Below are 25057 nucleotides of genomic sequence, written 5' to 3'. Positions count from 1 at the left end.
GCCGGCGCCGAGGATGTTGAGCGTCACGTCCAGTCCCGGCAATAAAGCTTTCATGCGCACAGCTAAGAGCTTACGCGTCCTTGATGAGCGCCCGCCAGACATCTTTTACTAGGTCAAATTCACCAGGCACGAACTGAGTTTTTGTCCGCTTTCAGGGACTGAACAAGAGCTTGGAAACAGACCGGCAGCCAGGGTTGGCCTGAGGCGCAACAGCTGCACGAGTTCGGGACCAAGCGGCTCTCCCGGTTTCGGTGATTGCAGGCACATCGCGACGGTTTCGGCGGCTCGGGGCGTCAAAAAAATCGAATATTCCTGTCACAAATTGTTTCTGCTTGTAACCGAAATAATTCCAATTTGTCATAGCTATTTGATTTATATGGTTCTTTCCAAACGATCCCGCGCAATCGACAAGTGTTAGAGATCTTATGAGCCCCCACAGAGGCAGATCCAGCCGGGTCTGCTTGTCGAAACCCAATGTGGGAATGCCCTCATGAAAAACCACCTGGAAATACAGTTTCTCCGCGTTGACGAACTGAAGCCGCCCCGGCGGTCATTGCGGAATCACAACCGGAAAAATCTGAACATGCTGCGCGCCAGCATGGAGCAATCTGGCATGGTGATCCCTATCATCGTCGATGAAAACAATTACATCATCGATGGGCATGCACGCTGGGTAGTCGCCAAGGTCCTGGGCATTAAAGTCGTGCCCACGATATGCCTTGCCAACCGTACTGGGGTCAGAACAAGAGCTGCTCGAAATCGTACGCTAAGCTTGAACGGAGCGGGAACGCTTGATTGACCGCATTTCAAAAAGGGCATCTATGACCGGACATTCTGGAACCTGATCGCCGGTGCATTGCGCCGCCATATTCGACATGGCCCGCTCCAGACGCCGCAGATCGGCGATTTTCTGACGGATATCTTTCAAATGTTCGATGGTGAGCGCATGGACCTCCCGGCAGGTGTAGGTATGCCCATCGACCAGGCGAAGCAGGCCGCGCAACTCGTCCAGGCTGAAGCCGAGTTCACGGCCGCGCCGCACGAAATGCAGCCGCCTTGCGTGTTCAGTTGTGTAGATACGATAACCCGCTGCGCTGCGGGCGGGCTTCGGCATGACGCCGATTTTCTCGTAATAGCGGATCGTCTCTATGTTGACGCCGCTGCGCTCGGACAGCACGCCGATCGAAAATTCATCATTCTGTGTCATCACATAGCTCGCACAAATCCGTGAAAATTTCTCGCTTGACCCTGTAGTCGCTACAGGCACTAGGGTCACGATAGATCAATTGCGGGAGCATGTGAACGATGATGCAGGATGAAACACGGACGCTGGCAAATACAGTCACAGAGCCAGCCGAAAAGGGTTTTGATCGGGCAGCATTGCTGTCGGTCGGCGGCATCGTTGCGGCACTGGGCGCAGCAACCTGTTGCGTGCTGCCCTTTGCCTTGTTCTTCGCTGGCATCAGCGGCGCGTGGATCGGCAATTTGACCGCGTTCGAACCCTACCAGCCTGTGTTTATCACGATCGCGCTCGCCTGCCTCGGCTACGGTTTCTATCTCGTCTATCGCAGGCCGAAGGCGGCTGAATGCGCCGAGGGTTCCTACTGCGCGCGTCCATCATCCCATCGGAACGCCAAGATCGGCCTTTGGGTCGCAACTGTCTTGATCATTATCGCCGTGGGCTTTCCCTACGCCGCCCGCCTTGTCCTCGATGCTTAATCCCAAGGAGAATCTCATGAAAATCCTGCCCCTCATTGCCCTTACTGCGTCCCTGCTGACGGGTGGTCACGCTTTTGCCGCCGAGCAGACCGTAACCTTGAATGTTGCCAATGCCACCTGCGAACTCTGCGGCCCGATTGTGAAGCGGGCGCTCAGCAACGTTCCAGGCGTGCTCGATGTTGATGTATCGGAGGCGACCGGCGCGGCGATCGCGAAGGTGCGCTTTGACGACAGCCAGACGAATGTCGCCGCGCTGATCACCGCAACCACCAATGCTGGCTATCCGTCCGGCGTTTCGCAGTAAGGAGGTTCAGCATGACAGATGGAAAGTTCATCGGCCTTGGCGAAGTCGGGTTTCTCGCCGTCATCTGTTGCGCCGCGCCATTTCTTTTGGTCGCCGCTGGCTCTTTTGGCTTTTCCGCATGGTTCGCAGCGGCCGGCTATGTGCTGATCCCGATCGCTCTCGCCGCGATTGGGGCGTCCGCACTTTATCTTTACCGGCGTCGGCGTTCCGCCTCATCAGCGGATGCCAATTGCTGCTCGATGAATAACAAGACAACAAAGGTGAATTGAATGTGTGAAGCTTGCGACGTTCCAACTTCCAACAAAGGCAACGGCCGTTATGATCTTGTGGTCGTCGGAGCTGGCTCGGCCGGTTTCTCCGCCGCGATCACGGCCGCCGAACTAGGCGCCCAAGTGGCTCTTGTCGGGCATGGCACGATCGGCGGTACATGCGTCAACATCGGCTGCGTGCCCTCGAAAGCCCTGATCCGGGCCACGGAGGCTGTACGTCACGCCAACGATGCGGCTGCCCGGTTTGATGGGATCGAAAGCGGCGCGCGCGTGGTTGATTGGGCCGCTCAGATCGCCCAGAAAGACGCTTTGGTTGCCGGTCTGCGACAGGCGAAATACGCTGATCTGCTGCCGGAGTACAACAATGTGGTCTACCACGAAGGTCCGGCCCGCCTCGTTGACGGCGGTGTCCAGGTCGCGGGCCAGCACATCGGCTCCGAGCGAATTATCATCACCACCGGTGCGCGTCCGGCGTTGCCGGGGATTCCGGGGATCGCTGACGTATCGCCGCTCGACAGCACGACAGCGCTCGCCCTGACCGAGCTGCCACGCTCGATGATAGTGCTTGGCGGCGGCTACATCGGCGTGGAGCTTGCCCAGACTTTCGCACGGGCCGGTGTCGAAGTGACACTCGTGTTCCGCAGCCGGCTTCTGCCGGAGGCTGAACCCGAAATCGGCGCTGCGCTTGCCACCTATCTGGCCGATGAGGGGATTAAAATCGTCAGCGGCATTACCTACGAGTCCGCCCGCAAGACCGATGATGGTGGTGTTGCCCTCGCCATCGCGCGGGACGGACGTCCGGAAATCTTGACTGCCGAGCGGATTCTTGTGGCGACGGGACGCCGCTCGAACACTGAAGCCCTTGGGCTTGCTGAAACCGGTATAGACCTGACACCGGCCGGGGCCATCATCGTTGATGATCGCATGCGCACCTCGAAGGCGGGCGTCTATGCCGCCGGCGATGTAACCGGAAAAGATCAGTTCGTCTACATGGCCGCCTATGGCGCAAAGCTCGCCGCCAAGAACGCATTGAACGGCGACAGCCTGAGTTACGACAACACCGCAATGCCCGCCGTGGTCTTTACCGATCCGCAGGTGGCGAGCGTCGGCATGACCGAAGCGCAGGCGCGGGCTGCCGGACATTCGGTTCGCACCTCCGTCCTTTCCCTCGACAATGTGCCGCGGGCGCTGGCGGCGCGCGACACGCGCGGCCTGATCAAGCTGGTCGCCGACGGGTCAACCCGGAAACTCCTTGGCGCTCACATCCTTGCACCAGAGGGTGCTGACAGCATTCAGACGGCAGCCTTGGCCATCCGCTGCGGCCTGACGATCGATGATCTCTCGGAGACGATCTTTCCATATCTGACGACTGTCGAAGGTTTGAAGCTTGCGGCTCAGACCTTCGACAGGGATGTGAAAAAACTGTCCTGCTGCGCGGGGTGAGGCGAAAGGGAAACGGGTGCCTACTCAAGTCACGCTTAAACGGAGCGGTCGCCCTCGATCCTGACACGCATGATGGTCTGGCGGCTGGTGTCAAATTTTCTGGCGAGTGCGGAAACGCTCATCCCGCCCGCCAAATCCGAGAGAACATCCAATTTCTGCTTCTCATTGAGCCGAGCGGGACGGCCGAGGGTCTTGCCTTCCGACTTGGCTCGTTTGAGGCCCGACTGCGTGCGTTCGATCAGCAGATCACGCTCGAACTGAGCGACGGCATTGATGACGCTCATCGTCATCTTCCCGGCGGAACTCGCCAGATCGACGCCGCCGAGGGCCAGACAATGGACCCGCACGCCCAGCTCCTCCAGTTTCCTGACCGTCGTACTGACATCGATCGCATCTCGGCCGAGCCGATCGAGCTTGGTGACGATGAGCACGTCCCCGGCTTCGAGTTTATCCATCAGTCGCGAGAAACCCCGGCGCTGCGCAATGGCGACGCTGCCCGAGATGGTCTCGGTGACTATACGGCGTGGCTCGACGTGGAAGCCGGCCGCTTCGATTTCCTGAATCTGGTTTTCGGTGGTCTGTCCGGTCGTGGAGACACGGACATAGGCAAAGGTGCGTGGCATAAGGTTCAATTTCGTCCGAATAGGTTGTCCGAAAGGTGATGCCTGCCCACAAATAAGTCAAGATAATTTGTGGACAGGGTGATTTAGGCCTGTACGCAAACGACCGTTTCCGGACATGCCCGGAACCATCGACGCAAGTTTGTATGGAGTAAAAAATGGCGCGGCGGAAGTTTCTCAAAATTCAGGATCAACAGGAGCTGTTCGGCGTACCGACCGATGAGGATAGTCTGATCCGTCACTACACTCTATCTCCATCGGACCGGCTGGAGATCGAAGTCCGCAGGCGAAAACATAACCAGCTCGGCTTTGCTGTCCAGCTTTGCATGATGCGGCATCCGGGCCGGGCTCTCATGGTGCACGAAATTCCGCCGAGGGCGATGCTCAATTATATAGCCGAACAATTGGATGCTGATCCGGAGAGTTTCCGTTCCTATGCCAGGCGGGAGGAAACTCGCCGCGAGCATATCGCGCATTTGCTTTCCTATTTTGGAAAACGAACAGCAACAGCACAGGACCGGCGCGCCGCCTTACTATCCGCCGTCGAAACGGCGACCGCAACGGACAAGGGCCATTCTATTGCCCAAGCTATTGTCACCACGCTGCGGGAGCGGAAGGTGTTACTTCCCGCACCTGACACAATAGAGCGGATCGGCTTTGCCGGCCGCGTAATAGCCCGCCGTCGCGCCGAGGCTGCCCTGATATCGGGCCTTTCAGCCGAAAAGCTCCAATCCCTCGATGATCTTTTGACGGTTGATCCCGAGATAAGACAGACGCGATTCCATTGGCTGCGATCTGCGCCAGATGCTCCGGGAGCAACCAACCTGGTCACGCTGACCGACAGGATCGCTTTCATCCGCGCGCTCGATATCGATCCCCGACTACAAGCCCGCATCCACTCCGGTCGCTGGGAGCAGATGGTCCGGGAGGGCGATGTGACACCGGCATGGCTTGCCGCCGACTTCAACGCCAGTCGGCGGCGCGCGACGATCATCGCGCAGATCATCAAGCTTGGGCAAAAGCTCACCGACGCCGCAGTCACCATGTTCATCAAGCTGATCGGCAGGCTGTTTTCGCAGGCGAATAACCGCAAGAAGCAGCGCCATGTGAACACCCGGATGGAGACGGCTAAGGCACTACGGCTGTTTCTCGACACGATATCGGCTCTTCAGTGCGCCAATGACAATGATGAAGATGCAATTGAAACGCTCGACCGCCACGTCGGCTGGCATCGCTTGGTGCAGGCAAAGCCGACGCTTGCGGCGATGGTGGAAGACAATGACGCCTCACCCTTGCTTATTGCCGCTGAGCAATATGCCAATGTTCGCAATTATGCAGGCCGGTTCCTCCTGACCTTCACATTCCATTCAAGTCGTCGGTATGATCCTTTGCTGGCAGCGATCGAAACACTCAGATCCCTTTACGCGGAAGGAAGGCGCGTGCTTCCCGAACGTGTCCCGATCGCTCATCTCGGCGCGGCGGAGCGTAAACTGATCTTCGGGCAGGCAAAGGCCGATCGCCGTCTCTATGAGATTGCAACACTGGCAGCGTTGCGCGAGCGGCTTCGTTCGGCCGACATCTGGGTCGAAGGCAGCAGGGCGTTCCGGCCGATAAATGAAAATTTCATGCCCCGCCCTACTTTTACCAAGCTGAAGGAAACTGACCAGCTTGGGCTCGGTGTGCAGCGCGACGGGGTGGCTTGGCTCACCGAAATGCAACAATTGCTGGACTTCAATCTGAAACGTCTCGCCCATCGCGCCCGCAACGGCAAACTTGAAGGCGTCCGTCTCGATGCCGGAACCCTGATTGTAACACCGCTGGCGAGCGAAGTGCCCGCTGCAGCCGATGAACTAAATATCGAACTCAGCGAAATGTATCCGCTTGTCGAAGTGCCGGATCTCTTAAGAGACGTGCATGAGTGGACCGGCTTTGCCGACCAGTTCACCCATGTTCGAACGGGCGATTCACCGCAAAACATTCCGGCCATGCTCGCCGGCACGCTCGCGGACGCCACCAATCTTGGCCCGAAACGTATGGCCGGAGCCTCCAAGGGGATCAGCGCCCATCAGATCGGATGGATGCGCATGTTCCATGCCCGCACGGAAACCTATCGCGCAGCGCAGGCATGTGTGACCGACGCCCATGCGCGTCATCCCCACGCCCAGCTCTGGGGAACAGGGACGACCGCATCATCTGATGGTCAGTTCTTCCGGGCCAGTGATCGTGCCGCCAAACGCGGTGATATCAACCTGCATTATGGCAGCGAGCCAGGCTCGAAATTTTACAGCCACCTTTCCGATCAGTACGGCTATTTCAGCATTCTGCCGATCAGCCCGACCGAGAGCGAGGCAGCCTATGTTCTCGACGGCCTGTTCGACCACGACACCATCCTGGAGATCGAGGAGCACTTTACCGATACCGGAGGTGCGAGCGATCATGTATTTGCCCTCTTCACTCTGATCGGAAAGCGTTTTGCGCCTCGGCTGCGCAATCTCAAGGACCGGAAGTTCCATACTTTCGAAAAGGCCGACTCATATCCAGCACTGGCCAACCATATCGGCGCGCCGATCAATACCGCCCTCATTCTGGAACACTGGGATGACCTTCTCCATCTGGCGGCATCAATCACGACACGCTCTGTTGCGCCCTCAATGATCCTCAAAAAGCTGGCGGCATCCTCGAAACCGAGCCAGTTGGCGAAAGCCCTGCGTGAGCTCGGGCGCATCGAGCGATCCCTGTTTATGATCGAATGGTATTCCAACCCGGCACTTCGCCGGCGATGTCAAGCCGGTCTTAACAAAGGAGAATCCGCCCACAAGCTCAAGCGGGCCGTTTTCTTCCATGAGCGCGGCGAAATCCGCGACCGATCGTTCGAAAGTCAGGCATTCCGTGCCTCGGGCCTCAACCTTGTCGTCAGCGCCATCGTCCACTGGAATACCGTTTATCTCAGCCGTGCCGTAGCCCATCTGCGTCAAAGTGGTCGAACTATCCCCGACATATTGCTCAAGCATGTCTCGCCACTCAGCTGGGAGCACATAAATCTCACCGGCATCTATTCCTGGGACACCGAGCAGCAGATGCCCGAAGGCTTCAGGCCATTGCGACTTCCTGGAAGAATCCTCCGCGCTGCATGACGTTCCCGCTCCGTTCGGTCTTAGCGTACGATTTCGAGCAGCTCTTGTTCTGACCCCTCCTTGTCACGGTCGCCAAGACGGCTCGCTACATTTTGCTTGCCGCCGCGACGCTGAGCTGGATCTGAGTGGTTACTGGTCGTTCTTCTCGAGCCATGCTTTCAGGAACGCGATCTCAGTTTCCTGGGCGGCGACAATCTCATTCGACAGCTTTACCAGTTCGGGATCCTTCTCGTCGCTTTCCAGATAGGCCTTCGCCATGTCGATCGCGCTCTGATGGTGTGGAATCATCATCTTCGCGAAGTCGACGCCGGGCTTGCCGGTCATCTTCATGGCGCCCATTTCGTCGTCCATTTTCTGCATCGCATCCATGTATGCCTTCGAGGCTCCCGTCATCTCGCCCATCGGCATTGAACCATGGTCCATGGCCCCTGTGTTCGTCTGGGCGAATGTTGGCGCTGAAAGGACCATGGCAAGCCCAAGGGCGGCGGCGATCATGGCAATCCTGTTCACGGCGTTCTCCTGTTTCATTGGGTCGATGACGGACAGGCTGCACCTTCCAGCTAGGGGAAGGTCAAGTAAGTTAATGCGGAAACTGCTTGACCCTCCAGTGGCTGGAAGGTGCATCCATGGTCCGATCACAGATGCGAGGACCCCATGAAACAGGAACCGCACCACAAACACGGCCAATCCGGCGGCTGCTGCTCCACGCATGAGAAAGCCGACGACGGCGCCACATTGCGCGATCCTGTCTGCGGCATGACCGTCGATCCGGGCAAAGGCAAACCGTCAGCGACCTATGACGGGCATGTCTATCATTTCTGCTCCGAGTCCTGCCGGACGAAGTTCATGAGGCAGCCCGCGGATTACTTGACTGCGACCGATCCGGTCTGCGGCATGAGCGTCGACCGCGCCAGCGCGAAGCATTTTGCGCGGCACGAAGGTAAGGGCTTCTATTTCTGCTCGGCCGGTTGCAAGGACAAGTTCGAGGCAGAACCGGCGAAGTATCTTGGCGACCGGCCCGCGCCGGAACCGATGCCGAAGGGCACGCAATATACCTGCCCCATGCATCCGGAGATCGTGCGCGACAAGCCCGGCTCATGCCCCATCTGCGGCATGGCGCTGGAACCATTGGGCGTGCCGACCGGCGACGAAGGCCCCAATCCCGAGCTGGTCGATTTCACCCGCCGGCTGTGGGTCAGCGCCGTCCTGTCGCTGCCGCTGCTGCTGATCACCATGGGGCCGATGGTCGGCCTGCCGTTCCGCGACTGGATCGGCGAGCATGTGGCCGCCTGGATCGAACTCGTGCTGGCGACGCCGGTTGTGCTGTGGGCCGCGCTTCCCTTCTTCCACCGGGGCTACGAATCGATCGTGAACCGCAGCCCAAATATGTGGACGCTGATCTCGATCGGCGTCGGAACGGCCTATGTCTACAGCGTGGTCGCTACGCTCTTTCCCGGCATCTTTCCGCACCAGTTCCGCGGCCATGGCGGCACGGTTCCGGTCTATTTCGAGGCCGCGGCGGTGATCGTCGCGCTGGTGTTTCTCGGGCAGGTGCTGGAACTGAGGGCGCGCCAGCGCACCGGCTCGGCAATCCGCGCCCTGCTCGACCTCGCCCCGAAGACTGCCAGGCGGATCGCACAGGACGGGTCGGAGACCGACGTGCCGCTCGACGAAGTGATCTCGGGCGACAGGTTGCGGGTGCGACCCGGCGACAGCGTTCCGGTCGATGGAACCGTGCTCGAAGGCCGTTCCTCGATCGACGAATCCATGATCACCGGCGAACCGCTCCCTGTCGAGAAGACCGAAGGCGATGGCGTAACGGGCGGCACTCTCAACAAGAACGGCACGCTCGTCATTCGTGCCGAGCGCGTCGGCTCCGAGACCATGCTGTCGAGGATCGTCGAGATGGTGGCGAAGGCACAACGCAGCCGGGCGCCGATCCAGGGACTCGCCGACCGGGTGTCCTTCTATTTCGTGCCAACGGTCGTGCTCATCGCGATCGTCGCCTTCGTCGTCTGGGCGATGTTTGGGCCGCCTCCTAGTATGATCTTCGCCATCGTCTCGGCGGTCTCGGTGTTGATCATCGCCTGCCCCTGCGCGCTGGGTCTCGCCACACCGATGTCGATCATGACGGCGACGGGCCGCGGTGCCCAAGCCGGCGTGCTGATCAAGGACGCCGAGGCACTGGAGCGTTTCGCCAAGGTCGACACACTGATCGTAGACAAGACCGGCACACTGACCGAAGGCCGGCCGACGCTGACCGATGTCATCGCAGTCGAACGATTCGCGGAGCCCGAACTCCTGTCGCTGGCGGCAAGCCTCGAACGCGGCTCCGAACACCCGCTCGCCGAGGCGATCGTCGAAGGCGCCGAGGCACGCGGCGCGACACTGACCACCGCCACCGACTTCGACGCGATCACTGGCAAGGGCGTTTCTGGAAAAGTGTCGGGCCGCGTCGTTGCACTTGGCAACAACGCGATGATGGACGATTTAAAGGCAGATACAAGCGCTCTCGAGCAGCGCGCGAATGCGCTGCGATCTGAAGGCAAGACAGCGATGTTCGTCGCCGTCGACAACCGCCTCGCCGGCATCGTTGCCGTCGCCGATCCGATCAAGGCAACAACGACCGACGCGATCCGCGCGTTGCACGACAGTGGGCTGAAGATCATCATGGCGACCGGCGACAATGAGCGCACGGCGAAGGCCGTGGCCCAAAAGCTCGGCATCGACGCGGTTCGCGCCGGTATGCTGCCCGAACGCAAGCAGAAGCTGATCGACGAACTGCGCGCGAAGGGCGCATCGGTCGCCATGGCCGGTGACGGCGTCAACGACGCGCCAGCACTTGCTGCGGCGGACGTCGGCATCGCCATGGGCACCGGCGCGGACGTGGCGGTCGAGAGCGCCGGTATCACACTGGTGAAGGGCGATCTCAACGGCATCGTGCGCGCCAGGCGGCTTTCACAGGCGACGATCAGGAACATCAAGCAGAACCTGTTCTTTGCCTTCGTCTACAACGTGCTCGGTGTGCCGGTCGCGGCGGGCATCCTCTATCCGGTCTTCGGCACGCTGCTTTCGCCGATGATCGCGGCGGCCGCCATGAGCCTGTCATCGGTGTCCGTCATCGGCAATGCGCTTAGGCTGCGCAGGATCGATCTCAACGGATGATGCTCCGCACAGCGCGTCGCCGCCCCAAAGCTGGAGAAGCTTCATGAACATCGGAACTGCCGCGGATAGGTCCGGTTTGCCACCGAAGACAATCCGCTATTACGAGGATATCGGCCTCATTCGGCCCGACCGCGCCGGCAACGGCTATCGCGACTACTCCATGGAGGACGTCCACCGCCTGCGCTTTCTCCAGCGCTCGCGCGGACTGGGTTTTTCCGTTGAGGAATGCCGCCAACTCCTGTCGCTCTACAGTGACAAACACCGCGAGAGCGCCGAGGTCAAAGCGATCGCGGAAGCCAAGCTCATGAAGATCGATCGCAAGTTGGCCGAGCTGCAGGGGCTGCGCGACGTGCTGAAGCATCTCGTCGCCCACTGCCATGGCGACGACCGGCCCGAATGCCCGATCATCGATGGGCTGGCGGGCAAACGCACGGTACAGTAGCGCGCCGCCGATCGCATGGAGACCTCCACGTCATCGTCGAGGAGCCCGAACCGCGTGAAACACTTCCTTGTGCGCCGAGCCTGATAGCAAGGCTGAATTTCCCTTGGCGGTCAGTTCGGGAAGATGTCCGTGATCCGTATCGGAAGCTTCTGTTTCGGCGCGCCGCATGCGGATCGAGTAGCGACCATCCGGTGCGTGAATAACCGCGAGATCCTGAAGTTCTGGCCGCAAGCGCCTGGCCTATCGGCTGCGCAGCGCGTTCCAGATCAGCTGCTGGCAGTCGCGATGACGATCGCGCCCGCCAGCGCTACATCCAGAACGCAGCAGAACTCAGCCATCGAACGCGATACGACCTTGTTCACCCGGTGATGGTACACGTCCCATACAGCATGTGCGAACAGGCCGGTAGCCACGAGATAAGCGCCCGCGGTGGGATCGAGATAAAGAGCGATCGCTGCGATGGCGCCGAAGGCGATCATCGCGATGGTCTGAAGGGGCAGGCCACCACCGGCTGAGCGATAGGTGCCATGCACCACTCCGTAGCCGAGGAATGCCGCAGCGATAGCGAGGAGAAGCCAAGTCGCATCGACGCTGATGACTCCCATTTTTGCAACCGTGATGACGACGACGGATCCGAAAAAGACCAGCCAGGATGCCGACGGTTTCTCGAGTGCGGCGGCGGCGAGATACACCAGGCCCGAGGCAGCGACAATCGAAGCCAGTTCTCCGCCATGTTCCTTACCGCTGAACAGGTCGAACGCTACGAAAGCGGCGAACCCCGATGCCTGCAAATGCCGGCCACCATTGCAGGGAAGAAATGCCTGATGGGCCGCTCGTTCCTCCATCGACGAGTTCCCTACTATCGGTTCGTGGCGACGGTGTGGACGCTTCTTCCGCATGCTTCATCGTGCGGTTCCTACCCATATCCTTGATGATCGCGCGTCGGCTGGAGCCAGCACGCTTGACGTCCGCTAAACTAACAGCGAAGCGATGTGGCATGAATGTCAAGAACATGCGAAATTCTGCCAATGCCGCATAAGGTTCTGATCTTCATCTTTCCCGGATTCGAACTGCTCGATGCTACCGGTCCCGCGTCGGCTTTTGGTGTCGCCAACCATGTGTTGACTGAGCGCGGCGAACAGCCTTTCTATACTGTCGAGATGATCTCGCCGGTCGGGGGGCCGGTGCAGAGCAGCTCCGGGATAGCGGTCGAGACCCACGCACTTTCGCCGGTGCGGCCTGCTAACACGCTCCTGATCGCTGGTGCCGAGGCCGAAAATCTCGAGGCGGTGATCTCCGAACCGGCCGTCCGCTGGCTGCCGCAATATGTGCAAGCGGCGGAGCGCTTCGGATCGGTCTGCGCCGGTACGTTCATCCTTGCCGCGCTCGGACTCGTGGACGGGAAACGCGTTGCGACGCATTGGAGAGCTTGCGGGCCGCTCGCCGAGCTTTATCCGTCTGTCGAAGTGGACCGGGACAGCGTCTATGTCGTGGACGGAAAGATCTGGACCTCGGCAGGCGTGACGACCGGCATCGACATGACGCTTGCTATGATCGGTAGCGACCTTGACGGCGTGATAGCCAGCGAAGTGGCGAAGCACCTGGTCGTCTATGCCCGCCGTCCGGGCTATCAGTCCCAGTTCAGTCCGCTTCTGCGGGCGCAGGCAAAAGCGTACCCATCCGGCATGAGCCGCCTTGCGCTGAGTGAGGCAAATCGTTGAGCACTGTGAGTATGGACATCCATACTGACAGTGTCTTGAGCCGGCTCGACGTGGTGGAGACTGGACGTCGCCGCCGCTGGAGCGAGGGCGAGAAGGAGCGGATTGTGCTGGAGAGCATGGCCGGTCCGCGCCTGATCTCCGCGACTGCGCGGCGGTATGGGATCGCACGCTCGCAACTGCTGGCTTGGCGGCGGGCATTGTTGGTCGAGCCGAGCGCTGCGCCTCAAGGATTTGTCCCGATGATGGTGACGCCCGAGACCGACCGGCGTGAGGACGCCCGGATGATTGGCGCGGGTGCGCCGCCGGCCTTGGCGGTCGCCGGACCGACGCCGGGGCGGGTCGAGATCGTGCTGCGCTGTGGTCGGCGCGTCATCGCCGAAGGCGGTGTCGATATCGATGTGATGCTCAAGTTGGCGCGCGGCCTGGAGGCGCTCAGGTGATCCCGGTCCCGGTCGGCGTGAAAGTGTGGCTGGCGACCGGCCACACCGATATGCGGAAGGGATTCGCCTCGCTGGCGCTGGTGGCACAGGAGGTCTTGAAGCGCGATCCGCTCGGCGGCCACATCTTCTGCTTCCGCGGGCGTCGCGGCGATCTTCTGAAGGTGATCTGGCACGATGGGCAGGCGGCCAGCCTCTACGTCCGACGACTGGAGAAGGGTCGCTTTCTGTGGCCGTCGCCGGCCGACGGCGTTGTCGCGATCACGCCGGCGCAGATGGGGTATCTGCTCTCCGGAATCGACTGGCGCAATCCGCTGGAGACCTGGCGTCCGACTGCGATCGGATAGAGCTTTGCGCCTTGTTTTTGCGGACGGATGTGATTCCCTGTCCTTGTGAACGCGCCCGCTGAATCGCCACTGCTGCCGTCACTGCCGACCGATCTGGCGGCGGCGCATGCGATGATTCTGGCGGAGCGCCAGGCACGGATCGAGGCGCAAGCCGAAGCCCTCGCCTCAAAGGCCACAGCGTCATCGACCGAGGCGACGATCGCGCATCTCAAGCTGATGATCGAGAAACTCAAGCGCGAGCTCTATGGTCAGCGCTCCGAGCGCACTATGCGCCTCATCGACCAGATGGAGCTTCAGCTCGAAGAGCTCGAAGCGAAGGCGACTGAGGACGAACTCGCGGCGGAGGCGATGTCGCGCCAGGCGTTGCTGCCTGCGCGGCCTCGCGGCCGTCCGGTCCGCAAGCCCTTTCCGCCGCATCTGCCGCGCGAGCGGGTCGTCATCGCGGCGCCGACGTCGTGCCCGTGCTGTGGCTCCACGAAGCTGTCGAAGCTGAGTGAAGACGTCACCGAGACCCTGGAAGTGATCCCGCGCCAGTGGAAGGTAATCCAGACAGTGCGAGAGAAGTTCTCCTGCCGCGCGTGTGAAGCCATCACGCAGCCGCCCGCGCCGTTCCATGTGACGCCGCGCGGCTTTGTGGGACCGAACCTGCTGGCCATGCTGCTGTTCGAGAAGTTCGGTCAGCACCAGCCACTCAATCGCCAGAGCGAGCGCTACGGCCGCGAGGGCATCGACCTCTCGGTATCGACGCTCGCCGACCAGGTTGGCGCGGCGACGGTGGCGCTTGCGCCGTTGCATGAGTTGATCGCAGGGCATGTCATGGCGGCCGAAAGGCTACACGCCGACGACACGACGGTGCCGATCCTGGCCAAAGGCAAGACCGACACCGGCCGCATCTGGACCTATGTGCGCGACGACAGACCCTTCGGCGGTTCAGATCCGCCGGCGGCGCTTTACTTCGCTTCGCGCGACCGGCGGCAGGAGCATCCGGATGCGCATCTTGCAGCTTGGCGCGGCATCCTGCAGGCCGACGCCTATGGCGGTTACAACGGGCTTTATGATCCCGCGCGTCCGGGCGGACCGGTCACGTCGGCGCTCTGCTGGTCCCATGCCCGTCGCCGCTTCTTCGAACTGGCCGACATTGCAGCGAGCGCACGGCGCGGGTCCGGCGCCGCGCCCGTGTCGCCAATCGCCCTTGAGGCGGTGAAGCGCATTGACGCGCTCTTTGCCATCGAGCGCGAGATCAACGGTCTGGGCGCCGACGAGCGCCGCGAGGCCAGACAGGATCGCAGCCGCCCGCTCGTCGACGATTTGCGCGTCTGGCTCGGCGAGCAACGCGGCACGCTCTCGCGCTCGGCGACCGTCGCAAAGCCGATCGACTACATGCTCAGACGCTGGGACAGCTTCGCCTCATTCCTCGACGACGGGCGGGCCTGCCTGTCGAACAATGCCGCCGAGCGAGCGCTCAGAGGTTTTGCCCTCGGTCGCAAAGCGTGGCTCTTCGCGGGCTCCAGCCGAGGCGCCGAGCGTGCCGCCGCCATGGCGACGCTGATCCAGACCGCGAAGATGAACGACGTCGATCCACAGGCCTGGCTGGCAGACGTGCTCGCGCTCGTCGCCGACACCCCGCAGAGCCGCCTGACCGACCTCCTACCGTGGAACTGGGGCGCGCAATCTGCAAGATTGGCGGCATGAATCACGCTGATCGCATCGCCCGCATCAGGATCCAACTCGATGACTGGCAGCCCGCCATATGGCGGCGGGTCGAGGTGCCGCTGACGGCAACGCTCAAGGCCTTGCATGACGTAATCCAGGCAGCCATGCCGTTCGACGACTATCATCTGTTCGAGTTCCGCGCCGACGGAAAGCGCTACGCCATCCCCGATCCCGAATGGGATAGCTTGCGCGACAGAACCTACTCGGCGAAGACGATGCGGCTCGGCACGCTGGTCGATCGCGGCATCACGCAACTGGCCTACACCTACGACTTCGGTGACGACTGGCGGCACACGATTACCATTGAGGCAATCGCCGACGCCGATCCCACTGTCGAGTATCCCAGCTACATCGGCGGTGCCGGCCGCGGCCCACCCGAAGATGTCGGCGGCATCCCCGGCTTCGAATTGTTCCTCGACGCCATCGCCGACCCCAAACACGAGCAGCATCGCGAACTGAAGCGCTGGCACGGCCGTCCGTTCGACCGCGCTCAAGTCGATGATGGCGAAGTCCGAGCCCGGATCGGAAAGCTCGCCAGACGCCGCGCTCTCGGAAAGGCTGGCTTCGAGAAGAACCGCAGGCAAACGGGCTGAAGATCACGGCTGCGTCGCGGCCCTCACCGAAGGCTTACGCAAAAGCCGACAGGCCGTTTGCCGAATTGATTGCATGGATGCAGACCAAACTGGATCATCCGCTGGACGTCCCGAGCCTTGCGGCTCGGGCTGGCCTCAGCGAGCGGAGCTTTTACCGCAAATTCCTTGCCGCGACTGGCGAGACACCGGCCCGCTTCATCGAGTCGGCCCGACTCGATGCAGCCCGCATGCTTCTGTCACGAGGAGCTCCACTCAAGTCGGTCGCCGCCCAGGTCGGCCTGACGCCTCCCGTTCGCTTGACCGAGGCATTCCGGCGTCGGTTCGGCGTCACGCCAGCGTTGTTTCGAGAGACGCAGCTCGGCATCTAAACGGAGCCCGCCACCTGCGCACTCGACAATGTCCAAGCTCCATTTCTGAGCAACACCTGACCGTGGCTTGCATCATTTCCTGCGATGAGGCGCGCTTCAGGCAGGGCTTGCGCTCCCCCAATTCAGCGAGCGTGAAATCGCTGGCCCTTCCGCATTGGCACGGGTCATCTATTCGTCCATGATGGCGCTAGCCCCATCATCTCCGGTGTCTGCAAACCCTGGCATGATATCCCCGGCCAGTACCTTTTCCTTGGGAGCAATCCGGCATCCTTTTGTGCCTCGAAATCCGGCAGGTCGCGCAATGTATCCAGCCCGAACTCCAGCAGGAACTGTTTGGTCGTGACAAAGGTATAGGGCGCGCCGGGCGTCGGGCTGCGCGGACCCGAGGCAATCATTTCGGCGCCGCGCAGGTGGCCGATCAGGTCGCGGGAGATCGCGTCTCACGCCGTTCCGCTCTGCAATCTTATGCGACTTGCGAAGCACGAAGCGTGAACACCTCACGCATCAGCGACAACTTATTTCACTGCGTCCCATTGTCAGTCACTGAGCCCAGCTTGGCGGGAGCGGCCTATTCATATCGCCCGCCTTCGCTGTGATCGGCATATGGCTGTACCCGCAGGCCGCGTTGCGCCAGCATTGGTCTCATCTTGGAAAGAATGGGATCGCTCATCATCGCTGATATCATGTGATCTCGATGGCTATCACAAATGCCGCATTGCTCAGCTACCAACCGATCGAGCGCGTCGAGCGCGTTCATGTAGCGCGCCTCGAGATCGTCTAAGGTTAGGGAGCGTATCGCAGCGACTACGTCATCGAGGTTGGTTGGAACGGCCACAGCAAGAACACCCTCTCTGGCAAGCTCGGCATCGGGGTTGTCTTCGACATGTCTGGCGAGCTTGAAAGCGATAAAAGTGCGTAGGTCGGCGTTGGGAACAACCAACCGAAAAAAGAGGTCCGAAGTTCTGATCTCGTCACCAACTTCCTGGACGTGCAGGACTGGCACAGGTTTTTCGGAGACACCGTTGAGATCGATGCCTGCTACCAATGCGTCTCCCCCGACGATCAGTCGATTCACGGTGCGATCCTCCTGACGGCCCTTGGCGATCAAAGCATCGATCTCACGATAGAGGTTGGCGATGTCGCTATCCGCATCGAGCGCTGCTTGTCCCGTTACACGTAGAGCCTCAAGGCGTTCAACGCTCAGATCAGGTGGTATCGGAAGAAGCGGCAGGGTTCGTTTGTACCAGTGGCAGCCCAAGTCCTCGATTACCGAAGAACGCAGCACGCGCGCAGCGTAGAACTGCACAACCCTGCTGAGCAGGTAACTATTGAGGGGGAAGTTCTCGATCAGTTCGACAACGTACGCTGTGTTTTGGAAGCCATTGCCTTCTTGGACGGGAGCGGCGGTTGGCAGCTGGGAAATCTCGCGAACGGCATAGGTATTCTTGTAGGAGAGATGGTCGGCATAAGTGTAGATGTATCGGGTGCTCTCGCGTCCAGCTGTAAGCGACCAGCTGCCCAGCGGAGCGCCGAGAAGACCCTGGGGAAAAATATTCTGTCCCTTGTATAGATCAATGCAGTCGGTGTCCCCGAGCTGGGAGAACGCCCTAGCGCCACCTAGCTTGACACCATAGTTGAACATAAGCTCGGGACGAAAGGCGTAGACCTCACTGGTCGGCTTATCGTCCTGAACTTCCGCTACCTTGCCTCGGGTGCGTTTGACCCAAAGGACCCGCACGATCTCGCCTAGGCGGGGAAGGTCCGACAATGCAGATAACGCTTCCACGTCTCCATCTGCAAACTTGGTAAGAATGGCATCGGAACCGTCTTCATTGGATCGCATGGCTTGGACCCACGCAGGCATCTTGGTGCCAGGATCCTCAGATGCAGCGTCCAAATGTTCGGTCGCGTCGGACACACTCTCGGTATCGACTTCGAACTCGACATCTTCGCCTTCCGCAAGCAACTTCTTGTCGGCTTCCTTGACGATCTTGCGAAGAAACTCTGGCACATAGGCAAGCCTGTCCATCTGCCGACGCTTCACTTTGGTCCGCGTCGCCTTAGAAAAATCGATCACATCGTCGATCAAGGCGGTCGGCCCGAGTTGAAGCATCTCCACTTCATCATCGGGTGATGGGCTCGTCTTCTCAACGACCATGATTATTGTCGGCCGCTTCACGCCGCGGAATGTTGCCTTGCCGAGTCCTTCGAGATCGGCCACCAGCTTAATGCGAAATCCCTCCAGCACTCGGCGCAGCGGTCCTGCATAGGCTGCCTCACTCATCCCGATAGGAACGATGAATGCGAGGCGGCCGCCTGGCTTCATCCACTGCCGAAGTGCCCGATAGATGAAGTAGATAGAAGTATCGGTGTTCTTATAAGCGACCTCTTCGTACACTGAGCCGTAGTCTGCGGATCCGGTGCGTTCAGAACGAATGTAAGGTGGGTTCATGACCACCAGATTGTACTCGCGCTGGACTGTGCGCTCGAAGCCGGCCGGAACGAGTGCATGAGTTCGACCCTCGTGGGCAACTCTGAACGTCATCCCTATCTGGGCTGTGTTGCCTGCCTGCTCTCCCTCTCCGAATGTGGCTCCCATTGCATCTAGCGATGACCATCCGCCGAACAGGGGCAGCGCAGGGAGGATCGACCGGGCAAACTCGCGGGTCTCGCCGATGGTTTTGCCGCGAAGGACATCGATTAGGTGCCAAAAGACCTGAATCTGAGCGAGCGCTATCGAGAACGTCGAGATGTCCAAGCCGTGGAGATGGCCAACCACCTCTCTTACATTGCTGACGTTGATCGCTCCGGCGGAAGAGAGCTGATCTAATCTTTGGACGAGCGCTTCCACCAGAAACGTGCCCGTACCGCATGCAGGGTCAAGCACGTCATCGGAACCATTCCAGCCCGCGGCTTCCAACATGAAGCGCGCTATTTCGGGGCGTGTATACACCTCGCCTAATCGACGGCGCTGTGAGACGTCGAGATACTGATCGTAGACGCCTGACAAGATATCTCCCCGCACAGTGCGAAAGTCCCAGCGCGAAAGGATGTATGCGGCCCGCTCGAGTGCACGAGAAAGGACCGGATCGTCGCGACGAATAGCCCAGTCGAGAAGGTTCGCATCAAAGATCGACCGGAACACGTCTCGCGCATGGCGGTAGGTTTGTCTGAGGAGTTCCTGCATAGGCAAGTCGAAGTGGTCGGCAAACCGCCAAAACACCTCGATGCCGCCGTTTGAGATGTAGCGGACATTGAATAGCCCATAGTCCTCGCAGAATCGGATCGTCAGCATCCTCGACAAAATGAGGGAGCCGGTCTCGTACGCGAGCGATGCCAGCAGCTTGGCGTTAGGCTTATCCCTATCTTTCTCGACTTTGAGAAGGCTGGCATTCGCCACGCCCTGGCGTTCTGCATACTGCTGCAGGAGGTCATGCTCGAGGCGAAGGGCATAAAGCACGGATTCGAGATCCGCCATCAGGTCCTGTCGGCGCCGCTCGTATTCGACGACAAGCTTTTCACTTAGCGCATCCCGAAGTTTGCGATCGAGCATGTATTCGAAAGAGACCGGCCGTTGCGGATCGGCCCAGTCGTATACTGGCGCGCCGTAGTCCGCGATCATAGGCTTCAGTATCTCGTTTGCGTGGACGAGGTCTGGGATACCTCTCGTTTCAATTATTTCGACTACGGCTTCGCGGAGCAGTTCCGCCGCGGTCCGTACAGTCTCGCCGAACAGTGCGCGGCCGTCCCCGCTGGCATCGAGAACGCTGAAGGGTGTTTCGTTGCGGCGGAAGCGCTGGAGTTCAGCCTCCAACTCCAGATTCGCGGTCGACAATACCTCGAAGCACTCGGCAAAAGAATCAGGATCGGCAAGCTGCGCCCAGGTCCAGGTTGTCGCTATCTCTTTTGGAAGGGTCGATCTCGACGAGAGAGCTTCATCCAAGGCTACCCGATCGGTGACGTCGATCCGCGTAACGACCCGCTGATCAATCAAGAAGAACCACGAAGTTCCGGTCTGCACATAGGAACGCTTTTCGCGTAGGACCCCTTTCGTGTTCCCCTCTACGCCGTCATCCTTCTTGATCTCGAAGACGGCCAACGCGTAATCCGGCCCACGCAGCGGCTTGCCGTTGGACGAGCGATAGACAACGAGATCAGGGCGACGACGAGAATTGTTGAGCTTCGAATCTATGACAACCTGACCATCCAGAGCGCCGATGCCAAACGTGCGTCTAATCAGTAGATCACGAATGTAACTATAAAGGTCGGGCTCGCCAGCATCGTTGGCGGTAATCTGGTCGATCTTTTTCTTGAGTGGCGATAGCGGCATGATTCCCTCTGATCACCGACACTAGGCAAAAGCCATCCGAACCGCCAGAGACCAGAGACGCTGCTCCTATCTCCCGAAGACTGTTTCGCTTGGACACGGTGATCCACGCCTCCCCTGTGGGATCCCACCACACGATGGGCTATCCAATTCGCCTAGGCCTTCGTTTCCCGCATCAGGATGTCGCAGCACATCGTCAGCTGACGAGCATAGGTCTTTGATGCCTCCAGAACGGCGCGTTTGGTGACCGCAAAAATGAAGTAAAGCGCGTGGACAAACGCGAAGCCACCCTGGATGAAAATCTGGCCCTGGCTGAGCATCGCGAAGGCAGGCTGGTAACGGTACAGCCAACAAGCGGCCAGAACCGCTAGAAGGTTGATGGCGATGCCGTAGGGCTTCAAGCCGTATAGGTTCCTCCTGAAGCCGTAGCCGATGTTTTCGTTGAAAAGGACGCGGAAGCGCTCGGTGTCGTAGGTATTGTTGCGCAGGTAATTGTAGCACTCCGCGTAAAACCCAGCGGTGCCGACCGGGTCGGCGACTTCTGACTCGCCTGTCGGCGCGGCCTTGCCGATCTGCGTCGCGAGAAAGTTGCGGAATCGGTCCTTGGTGCCGGAATCCAAGGTCGTATCTAGATGGCTCAGTTCGGTGTTCGCCGGAAAACCGCCGGACTCCTTAAACAGCTTTCGCTGCACACGCCGACCGGCGCGACGGGCTATATCCGCCATGGCATAGAACAAGACACCTATGCCCAAGGCCGTCATGATCTCTGGCAACCCCGGATCTTTCCATGACCCCGCGAGAAGGAAAAGAACAAAGGCGGGAAGAACCGCGATCAAGGCGGGGAACAGTCGGGCCTTTATTGAATATGTATCCAAAAAATCCATGGTTTACCTTGAGCGATCGTGGACTATGCTACAATAAACGCTAGGTGTCGCGATAAGTAACACGGCCGGCGGAGATCGCTCGGCAGCTAGTTGTCTTGCGGTGCGCCAATCTGTTGCCGATGGACCCTGTTCGGAGAGATGGCTGTGCCACGTCCCGACGTCGAGTAGGCGCTTGCCGCTCCGGAGGTGACGTTCCATTATCGCGTCCTTCAGGCCCTGCTTGCCAAGGACGAACAGCGACCTGGTACGCTGGCTATCCGGCGGCGCCGACAACAGATCAACGATTGTGATCGTCTTGGTGCGGGCGCTGCAGGCGCCGATCATCAAACCGCCGGTCTCAACGCCGGGATAAACAGCGATTTCTTCCCTGATGCGTCTTTCTACATCGGAGGAGATCTTGAGGGTCCAGTCGGCGCCGTCGACAGGGACCGTCATCATTGTAGGCACGCTGATCGACCTCCACGTCGTCGTCGGTGCGTTAACGGCCTGAGTGCCTACAGCAATGACACCGCCCGCAGTGTCTTGCGTAATGAAATCAGCGAGCAACTCGGCGGCGGCCGCCGACATTGCCGAGAGGCGGGCGTCGGTCATGGGCATGGTCAACGACCCGCAGCCATCGCCTATCTGGATCTCGGTCAGCCCAAACTTTTCGTCGAAAAGCAAAGCGCTTTCGACGTCGGTTGCCTTGGCACTGAGTTCGATTTCCAAATCGGCCAGCGTGGGATTTCTGTCCGGTCCCTCGTGTAGCACGAAAGCGCCTTTTCCCCTTCCAAACAGCGCGATCTCGGTTACCCGGGCGGGAAAATCGGCGGGTGCGACGATTGATAGGGCGTCCCGCACAAGAAGCGACGCTGTCGTGTTCACAATTGAGTTTGTGCCCACAGGAGCGATTTTTGCGCGACTTGCCGCCTGCGCTAGCCCCCGTGCGGCATCTTCAAGGTAAACTTTCGGGTTTTGCCCGAGCTTCGACAGTTCGGACGCCAGTTCCGTTGCCTTGGCAAGCGGCAGGACATCCCTGACCAGCGCGTGCCGCGCCATATTGTGCGGCTGCAAAATGCCCTTGTCGGCAAGTCCGGTAATCGTTGCACCGGAGCGCGCGAGGTGCAGACTCACCTTCGAGCCGACACTGCCGCATCCAATCAATGCGATCTTGCCAAGGTCCGCCGATGCAGAGACTGTCCGCAGTAGCGTGGCCGACACCTTGTCTACCTGGCGCGCGGCGACCGCGCGGCGGCCGCTTGCCCCCTCGTAGAGGCTTTTCCTTTGTTTCCGTGGTGACACGTCGAAGATGTAGGGCAGCAATTCGATACTCGAATCCCTGCCAATCAGTTTGAACGGCCGCCGCGCACAAAAGATAACCCCGATCGGCAGGGATCCCTGGCTCGTCCAGGCGGCGGATACCCAGCGCTCTTCCAGTCGGCGCAGGAAGGCGTCAAAAGCCGGGCCGAAACCGAAATCCTTTGCCCTGGCGGCGAGGTCGTCCAGCGTCTCGATGGTCTCCGGAAAGATCGTATTGGCAATGACGTTCTCGGCGGCCCAGAACACCGCAGTTATCGACGTACCGTAGGGATACCCCGCAGCCGATACATTGATGTCGAAGGGGAAGGTGCCAAGCTTGCCGACGGAGGCCGCCAATTCCTCATTGACGGTTAGATAAACCTCGTCGCCGCTGAGGCGACCCTGACCTGAGCGATATCGGAAAAAATCGGATTTCAGCCAGACCGTGCCGGCGTCCCGCCCGACGCGGCCGCGGACGGCCGCAGGGTCGACCACCACCACGTCGTCAAGGTCGTACCGCATGACCGGTTCCCAGCCATGCTCGGGATCCATCAGCCCGTTGACGGCGGCCTTGGCCAGCCAGACCGCCATCTGCGAAAGCAGTTGAAGGATCCCAACCTCGACCAACCCGAAGCTGCTGAAATACTCGTCGATCGAGCCATCGACGAGGCAAGGCCGCGGCAGCGACTTTCCGCCGCCTGCCGACAAATGCGGCAGGTTACGAGGAAAATCTTCCCGGAGAATGAACGAGGGGCTCTTCCAAGGGTAATCTGCGCCGATGTGGATCTCGACACGTTCCTGCAGTTGCACGCCGTCTGGGCTTGATCCCTTGGACGCAAAAGGCAAGGGCATCTCGACGCTCAGCACGACATAAACGCGGGCGTGATCATCGGAGATGTTGATGATGCCTGCCTCTACACACTGTCGATGATCGACTGCGACACGCACAAACTGCTGTGCGTGCCGCTCGAATTGCTGTGCGGTCATTTGCGGCCGTGAGCCCTTGCGGCAGTCGCGATGCCACTGACGCCGACCACCGCCGCCGTCTTCTTCGCCGTCATGCCGAGTTTCTTGGCCGTCCCGGCGTGGTAAATCTTGAACTCCAGCGCGCGGTCTTCGTCGGCCGAGTACTCGGAGGTGCAGATGAACCGGTCGCATTCACCTTCGACCATGGATACATATTCCCTTTTCGCCCGCTCGTGTGGGGGATTCGAATCGTCCTTCTTGATCGGCTTGCAGCTGGCGACAATCACGGCGCCATCGCGGATCTGCGAAAGCGCGCTGCGGGCCTCCTCGCAGACCTTGACCTTCTCGCCGAGTTCCGACCACCGGTCGTAGCTGAGAGTGCGCCAGGAACAGTGGTGCGGCGTCTCCATGACGTCATAGCTGAGCCAGTCGGTGTTGCCATCTTCGTCAAGGATGTTCCAGAGCCTCTCCCAGATTGCGACGCCGGCATCGCCGCCAGTCAGGAACCGGCACATGTCCTTGTAGCCGTCCCCGGCGATCGAAAAGCGAATGATCACCGACGAGTTGTTCTTCTCGAGCAGGTCGATCAGCTCCTCATCGTCGTCCTCGACCACCATCGGTGCCAGAAGTCGGCCCTCGAACTGTCCTTCTTCGCCCTTGTTAACGCGAGTGATAAGCTCGTACTGCTCGATCACGATGTCCATGATATCGTCGGTCTTACCATCCTTGTCCTTGCCCATCAGAAGGATGCGGTCGCCATCGCCGACGCTGGCGCCGATCTCGCGGTACAAGGCTACTCGGCGGCGCGCTTCCTTCTTCCACGCTTTGGCTTCCTCGCCGAGTTTGTGCGTGGCGCTGGCGCGCCGGAACACGATCGGGGACGACCACATCTCCCTGATTAGAATCAGGTCGTCCTCGTTGTCTTCAGGAAAGTCTTCCGGCGGGCCGAGGTAAAAGTGCCTGCTAAGACCAGTAATATGGTCACCGTCCGGATGGGACAGCAGGAACGCGTCCACATAGAGCCTGTCCTGGTCGTCACGCGGCAGCCTTTCCTTCAGGTCGGCGGCGACATCGTAGGTATCGTCATCCGGATCGTCCGCAGCTGCACGGATGTTAATATCGATAAGAATGTGCTGGCCGTTATCGAGCTTAATAAGGGCCATGTCCCCGTTGTCGACGGGGAAGAAAACCAAGGATGCAGTCATCTGGCGGTTCCTGTCGGTTAGGTGAGCAGGCGAGCACTTTGCCCACCGATCTTTCGTAGAGATTCCCCAAGATCGCATTGTTGTCAAGCTTGACACGCTAATGTGCTTATTAAGCACATACT

General features: G+C 60.0%; 22 protein-coding genes and 1 pseudogene. 14 read left to right on the top strand and 9 right to left on the bottom strand.

From position 1 onward, the window contains the following. The first annotated feature begins 490 nt into the window (after positions 1-490). Positions 491-799, top strand: coding sequence for a ParB N-terminal domain-containing protein (locus B9Z03_RS01850; protein ID WP_085462632.1), 309 nt, complete (start codon positions 491-493; stop codon positions 797-799). Here B9Z03_RS01850 and B9Z03_RS01845 read toward each other — a convergent pair. Further along, positions 767-1207: a MerR family transcriptional regulator gene (locus B9Z03_RS01845; RefSeq protein WP_023517540.1), complete on the bottom strand. Its 441-nt coding sequence runs from the start codon at positions 1205-1207 to the stop codon at positions 767-769. The genes B9Z03_RS01850 and B9Z03_RS01845 overlap by 33 nt on opposite strands. Before the next feature lie 98 nt (positions 1208-1305). Between B9Z03_RS01845 and B9Z03_RS01840 the strand changes: the two genes are divergently transcribed. Genes B9Z03_RS01840 through merA form a run of 4 tightly spaced genes read left to right on the top strand, consistent with a single transcriptional unit; the run spans position 1306 to position 3735 of the window. Beyond that, positions 1306-1719 carry a mercuric transporter MerT family protein gene (locus B9Z03_RS01840; RefSeq protein WP_003501072.1) on the top strand — a complete coding sequence of 138 codons (414 nt, stop codon included), beginning with the start codon at positions 1306-1308 and terminating at the stop codon, positions 1717-1719. 16 nt (positions 1720-1735) lie between these two features. Continuing rightward, complete coding sequence (locus B9Z03_RS01835; protein ID WP_010661778.1) at positions 1736-2023, top strand: cation transporter; 288 nt, start codon at positions 1736-1738, stop codon at positions 2021-2023. Positions 2024-2034: 11 nt separating this feature from the next. Continuing rightward, entirely contained in the window at positions 2035-2292 is a 258-nt protein-coding gene (locus B9Z03_RS01830) for a hypothetical protein (RefSeq protein WP_023517539.1), read from the top strand. Beyond that, positions 2293-3735, top strand: coding sequence for a mercury(II) reductase (merA, locus tag B9Z03_RS01825; protein WP_085462631.1), 1443 nt, complete (start codon positions 2293-2295; stop codon positions 3733-3735). It begins immediately after the preceding gene. Positions 3736-3770: 35 nt separating this feature from the next. Here merA and B9Z03_RS01820 read toward each other — a convergent pair whose 3' ends face one another. Beyond that, positions 3771-4358 carry a recombinase family protein gene (locus tag B9Z03_RS01820; protein ID WP_003501080.1) on the bottom strand — a complete coding sequence of 196 codons (588 nt, stop codon included), beginning with the start codon at positions 4356-4358 and terminating at the stop codon, positions 3771-3773. A gap of 155 nt (positions 4359-4513) precedes the next feature. On the opposite strand from B9Z03_RS01820, the gene B9Z03_RS01815 reads away from it, so the two are divergent. After that, the gene (locus tag B9Z03_RS01815) at positions 4514-7489 is read left to right on the top strand and encodes a Tn3 family transposase (RefSeq protein WP_003501082.1); all 2976 of its coding nucleotides are present in this window, start codon (positions 4514-4516) and stop codon (positions 7487-7489) included. Between the two features lie 129 nt (positions 7490-7618). On the opposite strand, the gene B9Z03_RS29710 is transcribed toward B9Z03_RS01815, so the two are convergent. Then, positions 7619-7984, bottom strand: coding sequence for a DUF305 domain-containing protein (locus tag B9Z03_RS29710; protein ID WP_176247398.1), 366 nt, complete (start codon positions 7982-7984; stop codon positions 7619-7621). Positions 7985-8143: 159 nt separating this feature from the next. Between B9Z03_RS29710 and B9Z03_RS01805 the strand changes: the two genes are divergently transcribed. Together B9Z03_RS01805 and cueR are read left to right on the top strand one after the other, a co-directional pair. Next, positions 8144-10654: a heavy metal translocating P-type ATPase gene (locus B9Z03_RS01805; RefSeq protein ID WP_085462629.1), complete on the top strand. Its 2511-nt coding sequence runs from the start codon at positions 8144-8146 to the stop codon at positions 10652-10654. Positions 10655-10697: 43 nt separating this feature from the next. Next, positions 10698-11096, top strand: coding sequence for a Cu(I)-responsive transcriptional regulator (cueR, locus tag B9Z03_RS01800; protein WP_085462628.1), 399 nt, complete (start codon positions 10698-10700; stop codon positions 11094-11096). A 266-nt stretch (positions 11097-11362) separates the two neighbouring features. Here the strand turns inward: cueR and B9Z03_RS01795 are convergent, their stop codons facing one another. Further along, on the bottom strand, positions 11363-11941 hold the full coding sequence (locus B9Z03_RS01795; protein WP_244561625.1) for a hypothetical protein: 579 nt from the start codon (positions 11939-11941) through the stop codon (positions 11363-11365). Positions 11942-12124: 183 nt separating this feature from the next. Between B9Z03_RS01795 and B9Z03_RS01790 the strand changes: the two genes are divergently transcribed. From B9Z03_RS01790 to B9Z03_RS01765, 6 genes are all read left to right on the top strand, one after another. Continuing rightward, entirely contained in the window at positions 12125-12817 is a 693-nt protein-coding gene (locus B9Z03_RS01790; protein ID WP_085462627.1) for a GlxA family transcriptional regulator, read from the top strand. Between the two features lie 11 nt (positions 12818-12828). Beyond that, positions 12829-13257, top strand: a complete 429-nt coding sequence (gene tnpA, locus B9Z03_RS01785) for an IS66-like element accessory protein TnpA (RefSeq protein WP_085462626.1) — start codon at positions 12829-12831, stop codon at positions 13255-13257. Next, positions 13254-13601 (top strand): IS66 family insertion sequence element accessory protein TnpB, encoded by a 348-nt coding sequence (gene tnpB, locus B9Z03_RS01780; protein ID WP_085462625.1) that lies wholly within the window; start codon positions 13254-13256, stop codon positions 13599-13601. Before tnpA ends, tnpB begins: the two co-directional genes overlap by 4 nt. A gap of 72 nt (positions 13602-13673) precedes the next feature. Next, complete coding sequence (tnpC, locus tag B9Z03_RS01775) at positions 13674-15293, top strand: IS66 family transposase (RefSeq protein ID WP_432416981.1); 1620 nt, start codon at positions 13674-13676, stop codon at positions 15291-15293. Beyond that, entirely contained in the window at positions 15254-15907 is a 654-nt protein-coding gene (locus tag B9Z03_RS01770) for a plasmid pRiA4b ORF-3 family protein (protein WP_244561624.1), read from the top strand. Before tnpC ends, B9Z03_RS01770 begins: the two co-directional genes overlap by 40 nt. A gap of 77 nt (positions 15908-15984) precedes the next feature. Then, positions 15985-16275 carry a helix-turn-helix domain-containing protein gene (locus B9Z03_RS01765; protein WP_085462623.1) on the top strand — a complete coding sequence of 97 codons (291 nt, stop codon included), beginning with the start codon at positions 15985-15987 and terminating at the stop codon, positions 16273-16275. A 168-nt stretch (positions 16276-16443) separates the two neighbouring features. Here the strand turns inward: B9Z03_RS01765 and B9Z03_RS01760 are convergent. The 5 genes and pseudogenes from B9Z03_RS01760 to B9Z03_RS01740 all read right to left on the bottom strand — a co-directional run. Next, positions 16444-16709, bottom strand: a pseudogene (locus B9Z03_RS01760) (SMC-Scp complex subunit ScpB); the annotation flags it as partial. Positions 16710-16843: 134 nt separating this feature from the next. Beyond that, positions 16844-20605, bottom strand: coding sequence for an HsdM family class I SAM-dependent methyltransferase (locus B9Z03_RS01755; protein ID WP_085462622.1), 3762 nt, complete (start codon positions 20603-20605; stop codon positions 16844-16846). 152 nt (positions 20606-20757) lie between these two features. Then, complete coding sequence (locus B9Z03_RS01750; protein ID WP_176247397.1) at positions 20758-21486, bottom strand: hypothetical protein; 729 nt, start codon at positions 21484-21486, stop codon at positions 20758-20760. A gap of 3 nt (positions 21487-21489) precedes the next feature. After that, a complete protein-coding gene (locus B9Z03_RS01745; protein WP_085462620.1) occupies positions 21490-23751 on the bottom strand; it encodes a Mov34/MPN/PAD-1 family protein in 2262 nt (753 codons plus the stop codon). Beyond that, the gene (locus B9Z03_RS01740) at positions 23748-24935 is read right to left on the bottom strand and encodes a ComEC/Rec2 family competence protein (RefSeq protein WP_085462619.1); all 1188 of its coding nucleotides are present in this window, start codon (positions 24933-24935) and stop codon (positions 23748-23750) included. Before B9Z03_RS01740 ends, B9Z03_RS01745 begins: the two co-directional genes overlap by 4 nt. Positions 24936-25057 lie beyond the last annotated feature (122 nt).

Source organism: Mesorhizobium australicum (assembly GCF_900177325.1).
Lineage (GTDB): Bacteria > Pseudomonadota > Alphaproteobacteria > Rhizobiales > Rhizobiaceae > Mesorhizobium_A > Mesorhizobium_A australicum_A.
The sequence above is the reverse complement of the archived record's forward strand: the minus strand, read 5'-3'. Positions and strand labels throughout refer to the sequence as shown.

Excerpts from the sequence above, each read along its gene's own strand:
- B9Z03_RS01850 (WP_085462632.1), top strand. The coding sequence starts at position 491 with ATGAAAAACCACCTGGAAATACAGTTTCTCCGCGTTGACGAACTGAAG.
- B9Z03_RS01845 (WP_023517540.1), bottom strand. The coding sequence starts at position 1,207 with ATGACACAGAATGATGAATTTTCGATCGGCGTGCTGTCCGAGCGCAGC.
- B9Z03_RS01840 (WP_003501072.1), top strand. The coding sequence starts at position 1,306 with ATGATGCAGGATGAAACACGGACGCTGGCAAATACAGTCACAGAGCCA.
- B9Z03_RS01835 (WP_010661778.1), top strand. The coding sequence starts at position 1,736 with ATGAAAATCCTGCCCCTCATTGCCCTTACTGCGTCCCTGCTGACGGGT.
- B9Z03_RS01830 (WP_023517539.1), top strand. The coding sequence starts at position 2,035 with ATGACAGATGGAAAGTTCATCGGCCTTGGCGAAGTCGGGTTTCTCGCC.
- merA (WP_085462631.1), top strand. The coding sequence starts at position 2,293 with ATGTGTGAAGCTTGCGACGTTCCAACTTCCAACAAAGGCAACGGCCGT.
- B9Z03_RS01820 (WP_003501080.1), bottom strand. The coding sequence starts at position 4,358 with ATGCCACGCACCTTTGCCTATGTCCGTGTCTCCACGACCGGACAGACC.
- B9Z03_RS01815 (WP_003501082.1), top strand. The coding sequence starts at position 4,514 with ATGGCGCGGCGGAAGTTTCTCAAAATTCAGGATCAACAGGAGCTGTTC.
- B9Z03_RS29710 (WP_176247398.1), bottom strand. The coding sequence starts at position 7,984 with ATGATCGCCGCCGCCCTTGGGCTTGCCATGGTCCTTTCAGCGCCAACA.
- B9Z03_RS01805 (WP_085462629.1), top strand. The coding sequence starts at position 8,144 with ATGAAACAGGAACCGCACCACAAACACGGCCAATCCGGCGGCTGCTGC.
- cueR (WP_085462628.1), top strand. The coding sequence starts at position 10,698 with ATGAACATCGGAACTGCCGCGGATAGGTCCGGTTTGCCACCGAAGACA.
- B9Z03_RS01795 (WP_244561625.1), bottom strand. The coding sequence starts at position 11,941 with ATGGAGGAACGAGCGGCCCATCAGGCATTTCTTCCCTGCAATGGTGGC.
- B9Z03_RS01790 (WP_085462627.1), top strand. The coding sequence starts at position 12,125 with ATGCCGCATAAGGTTCTGATCTTCATCTTTCCCGGATTCGAACTGCTC.
- tnpA (WP_085462626.1), top strand. The coding sequence starts at position 12,829 with ATGGACATCCATACTGACAGTGTCTTGAGCCGGCTCGACGTGGTGGAG.
- B9Z03_RS01765 (WP_085462623.1), top strand. The coding sequence starts at position 15,985 with ATGCAGACCAAACTGGATCATCCGCTGGACGTCCCGAGCCTTGCGGCT.
- B9Z03_RS01755 (WP_085462622.1), bottom strand. The coding sequence starts at position 20,605 with ATGCCGCTATCGCCACTCAAGAAAAAGATCGACCAGATTACCGCCAAC.
- B9Z03_RS01750 (WP_176247397.1), bottom strand. The coding sequence starts at position 21,486 with ATGGATTTTTTGGATACATATTCAATAAAGGCCCGACTGTTCCCCGCC.
- B9Z03_RS01745 (WP_085462620.1), bottom strand. The coding sequence starts at position 23,751 with ATGACCGCACAGCAATTCGAGCGGCACGCACAGCAGTTTGTGCGTGTC.
- B9Z03_RS01740 (WP_085462619.1), bottom strand. The coding sequence starts at position 24,935 with ATGACTGCATCCTTGGTTTTCTTCCCCGTCGACAACGGGGACATGGCC.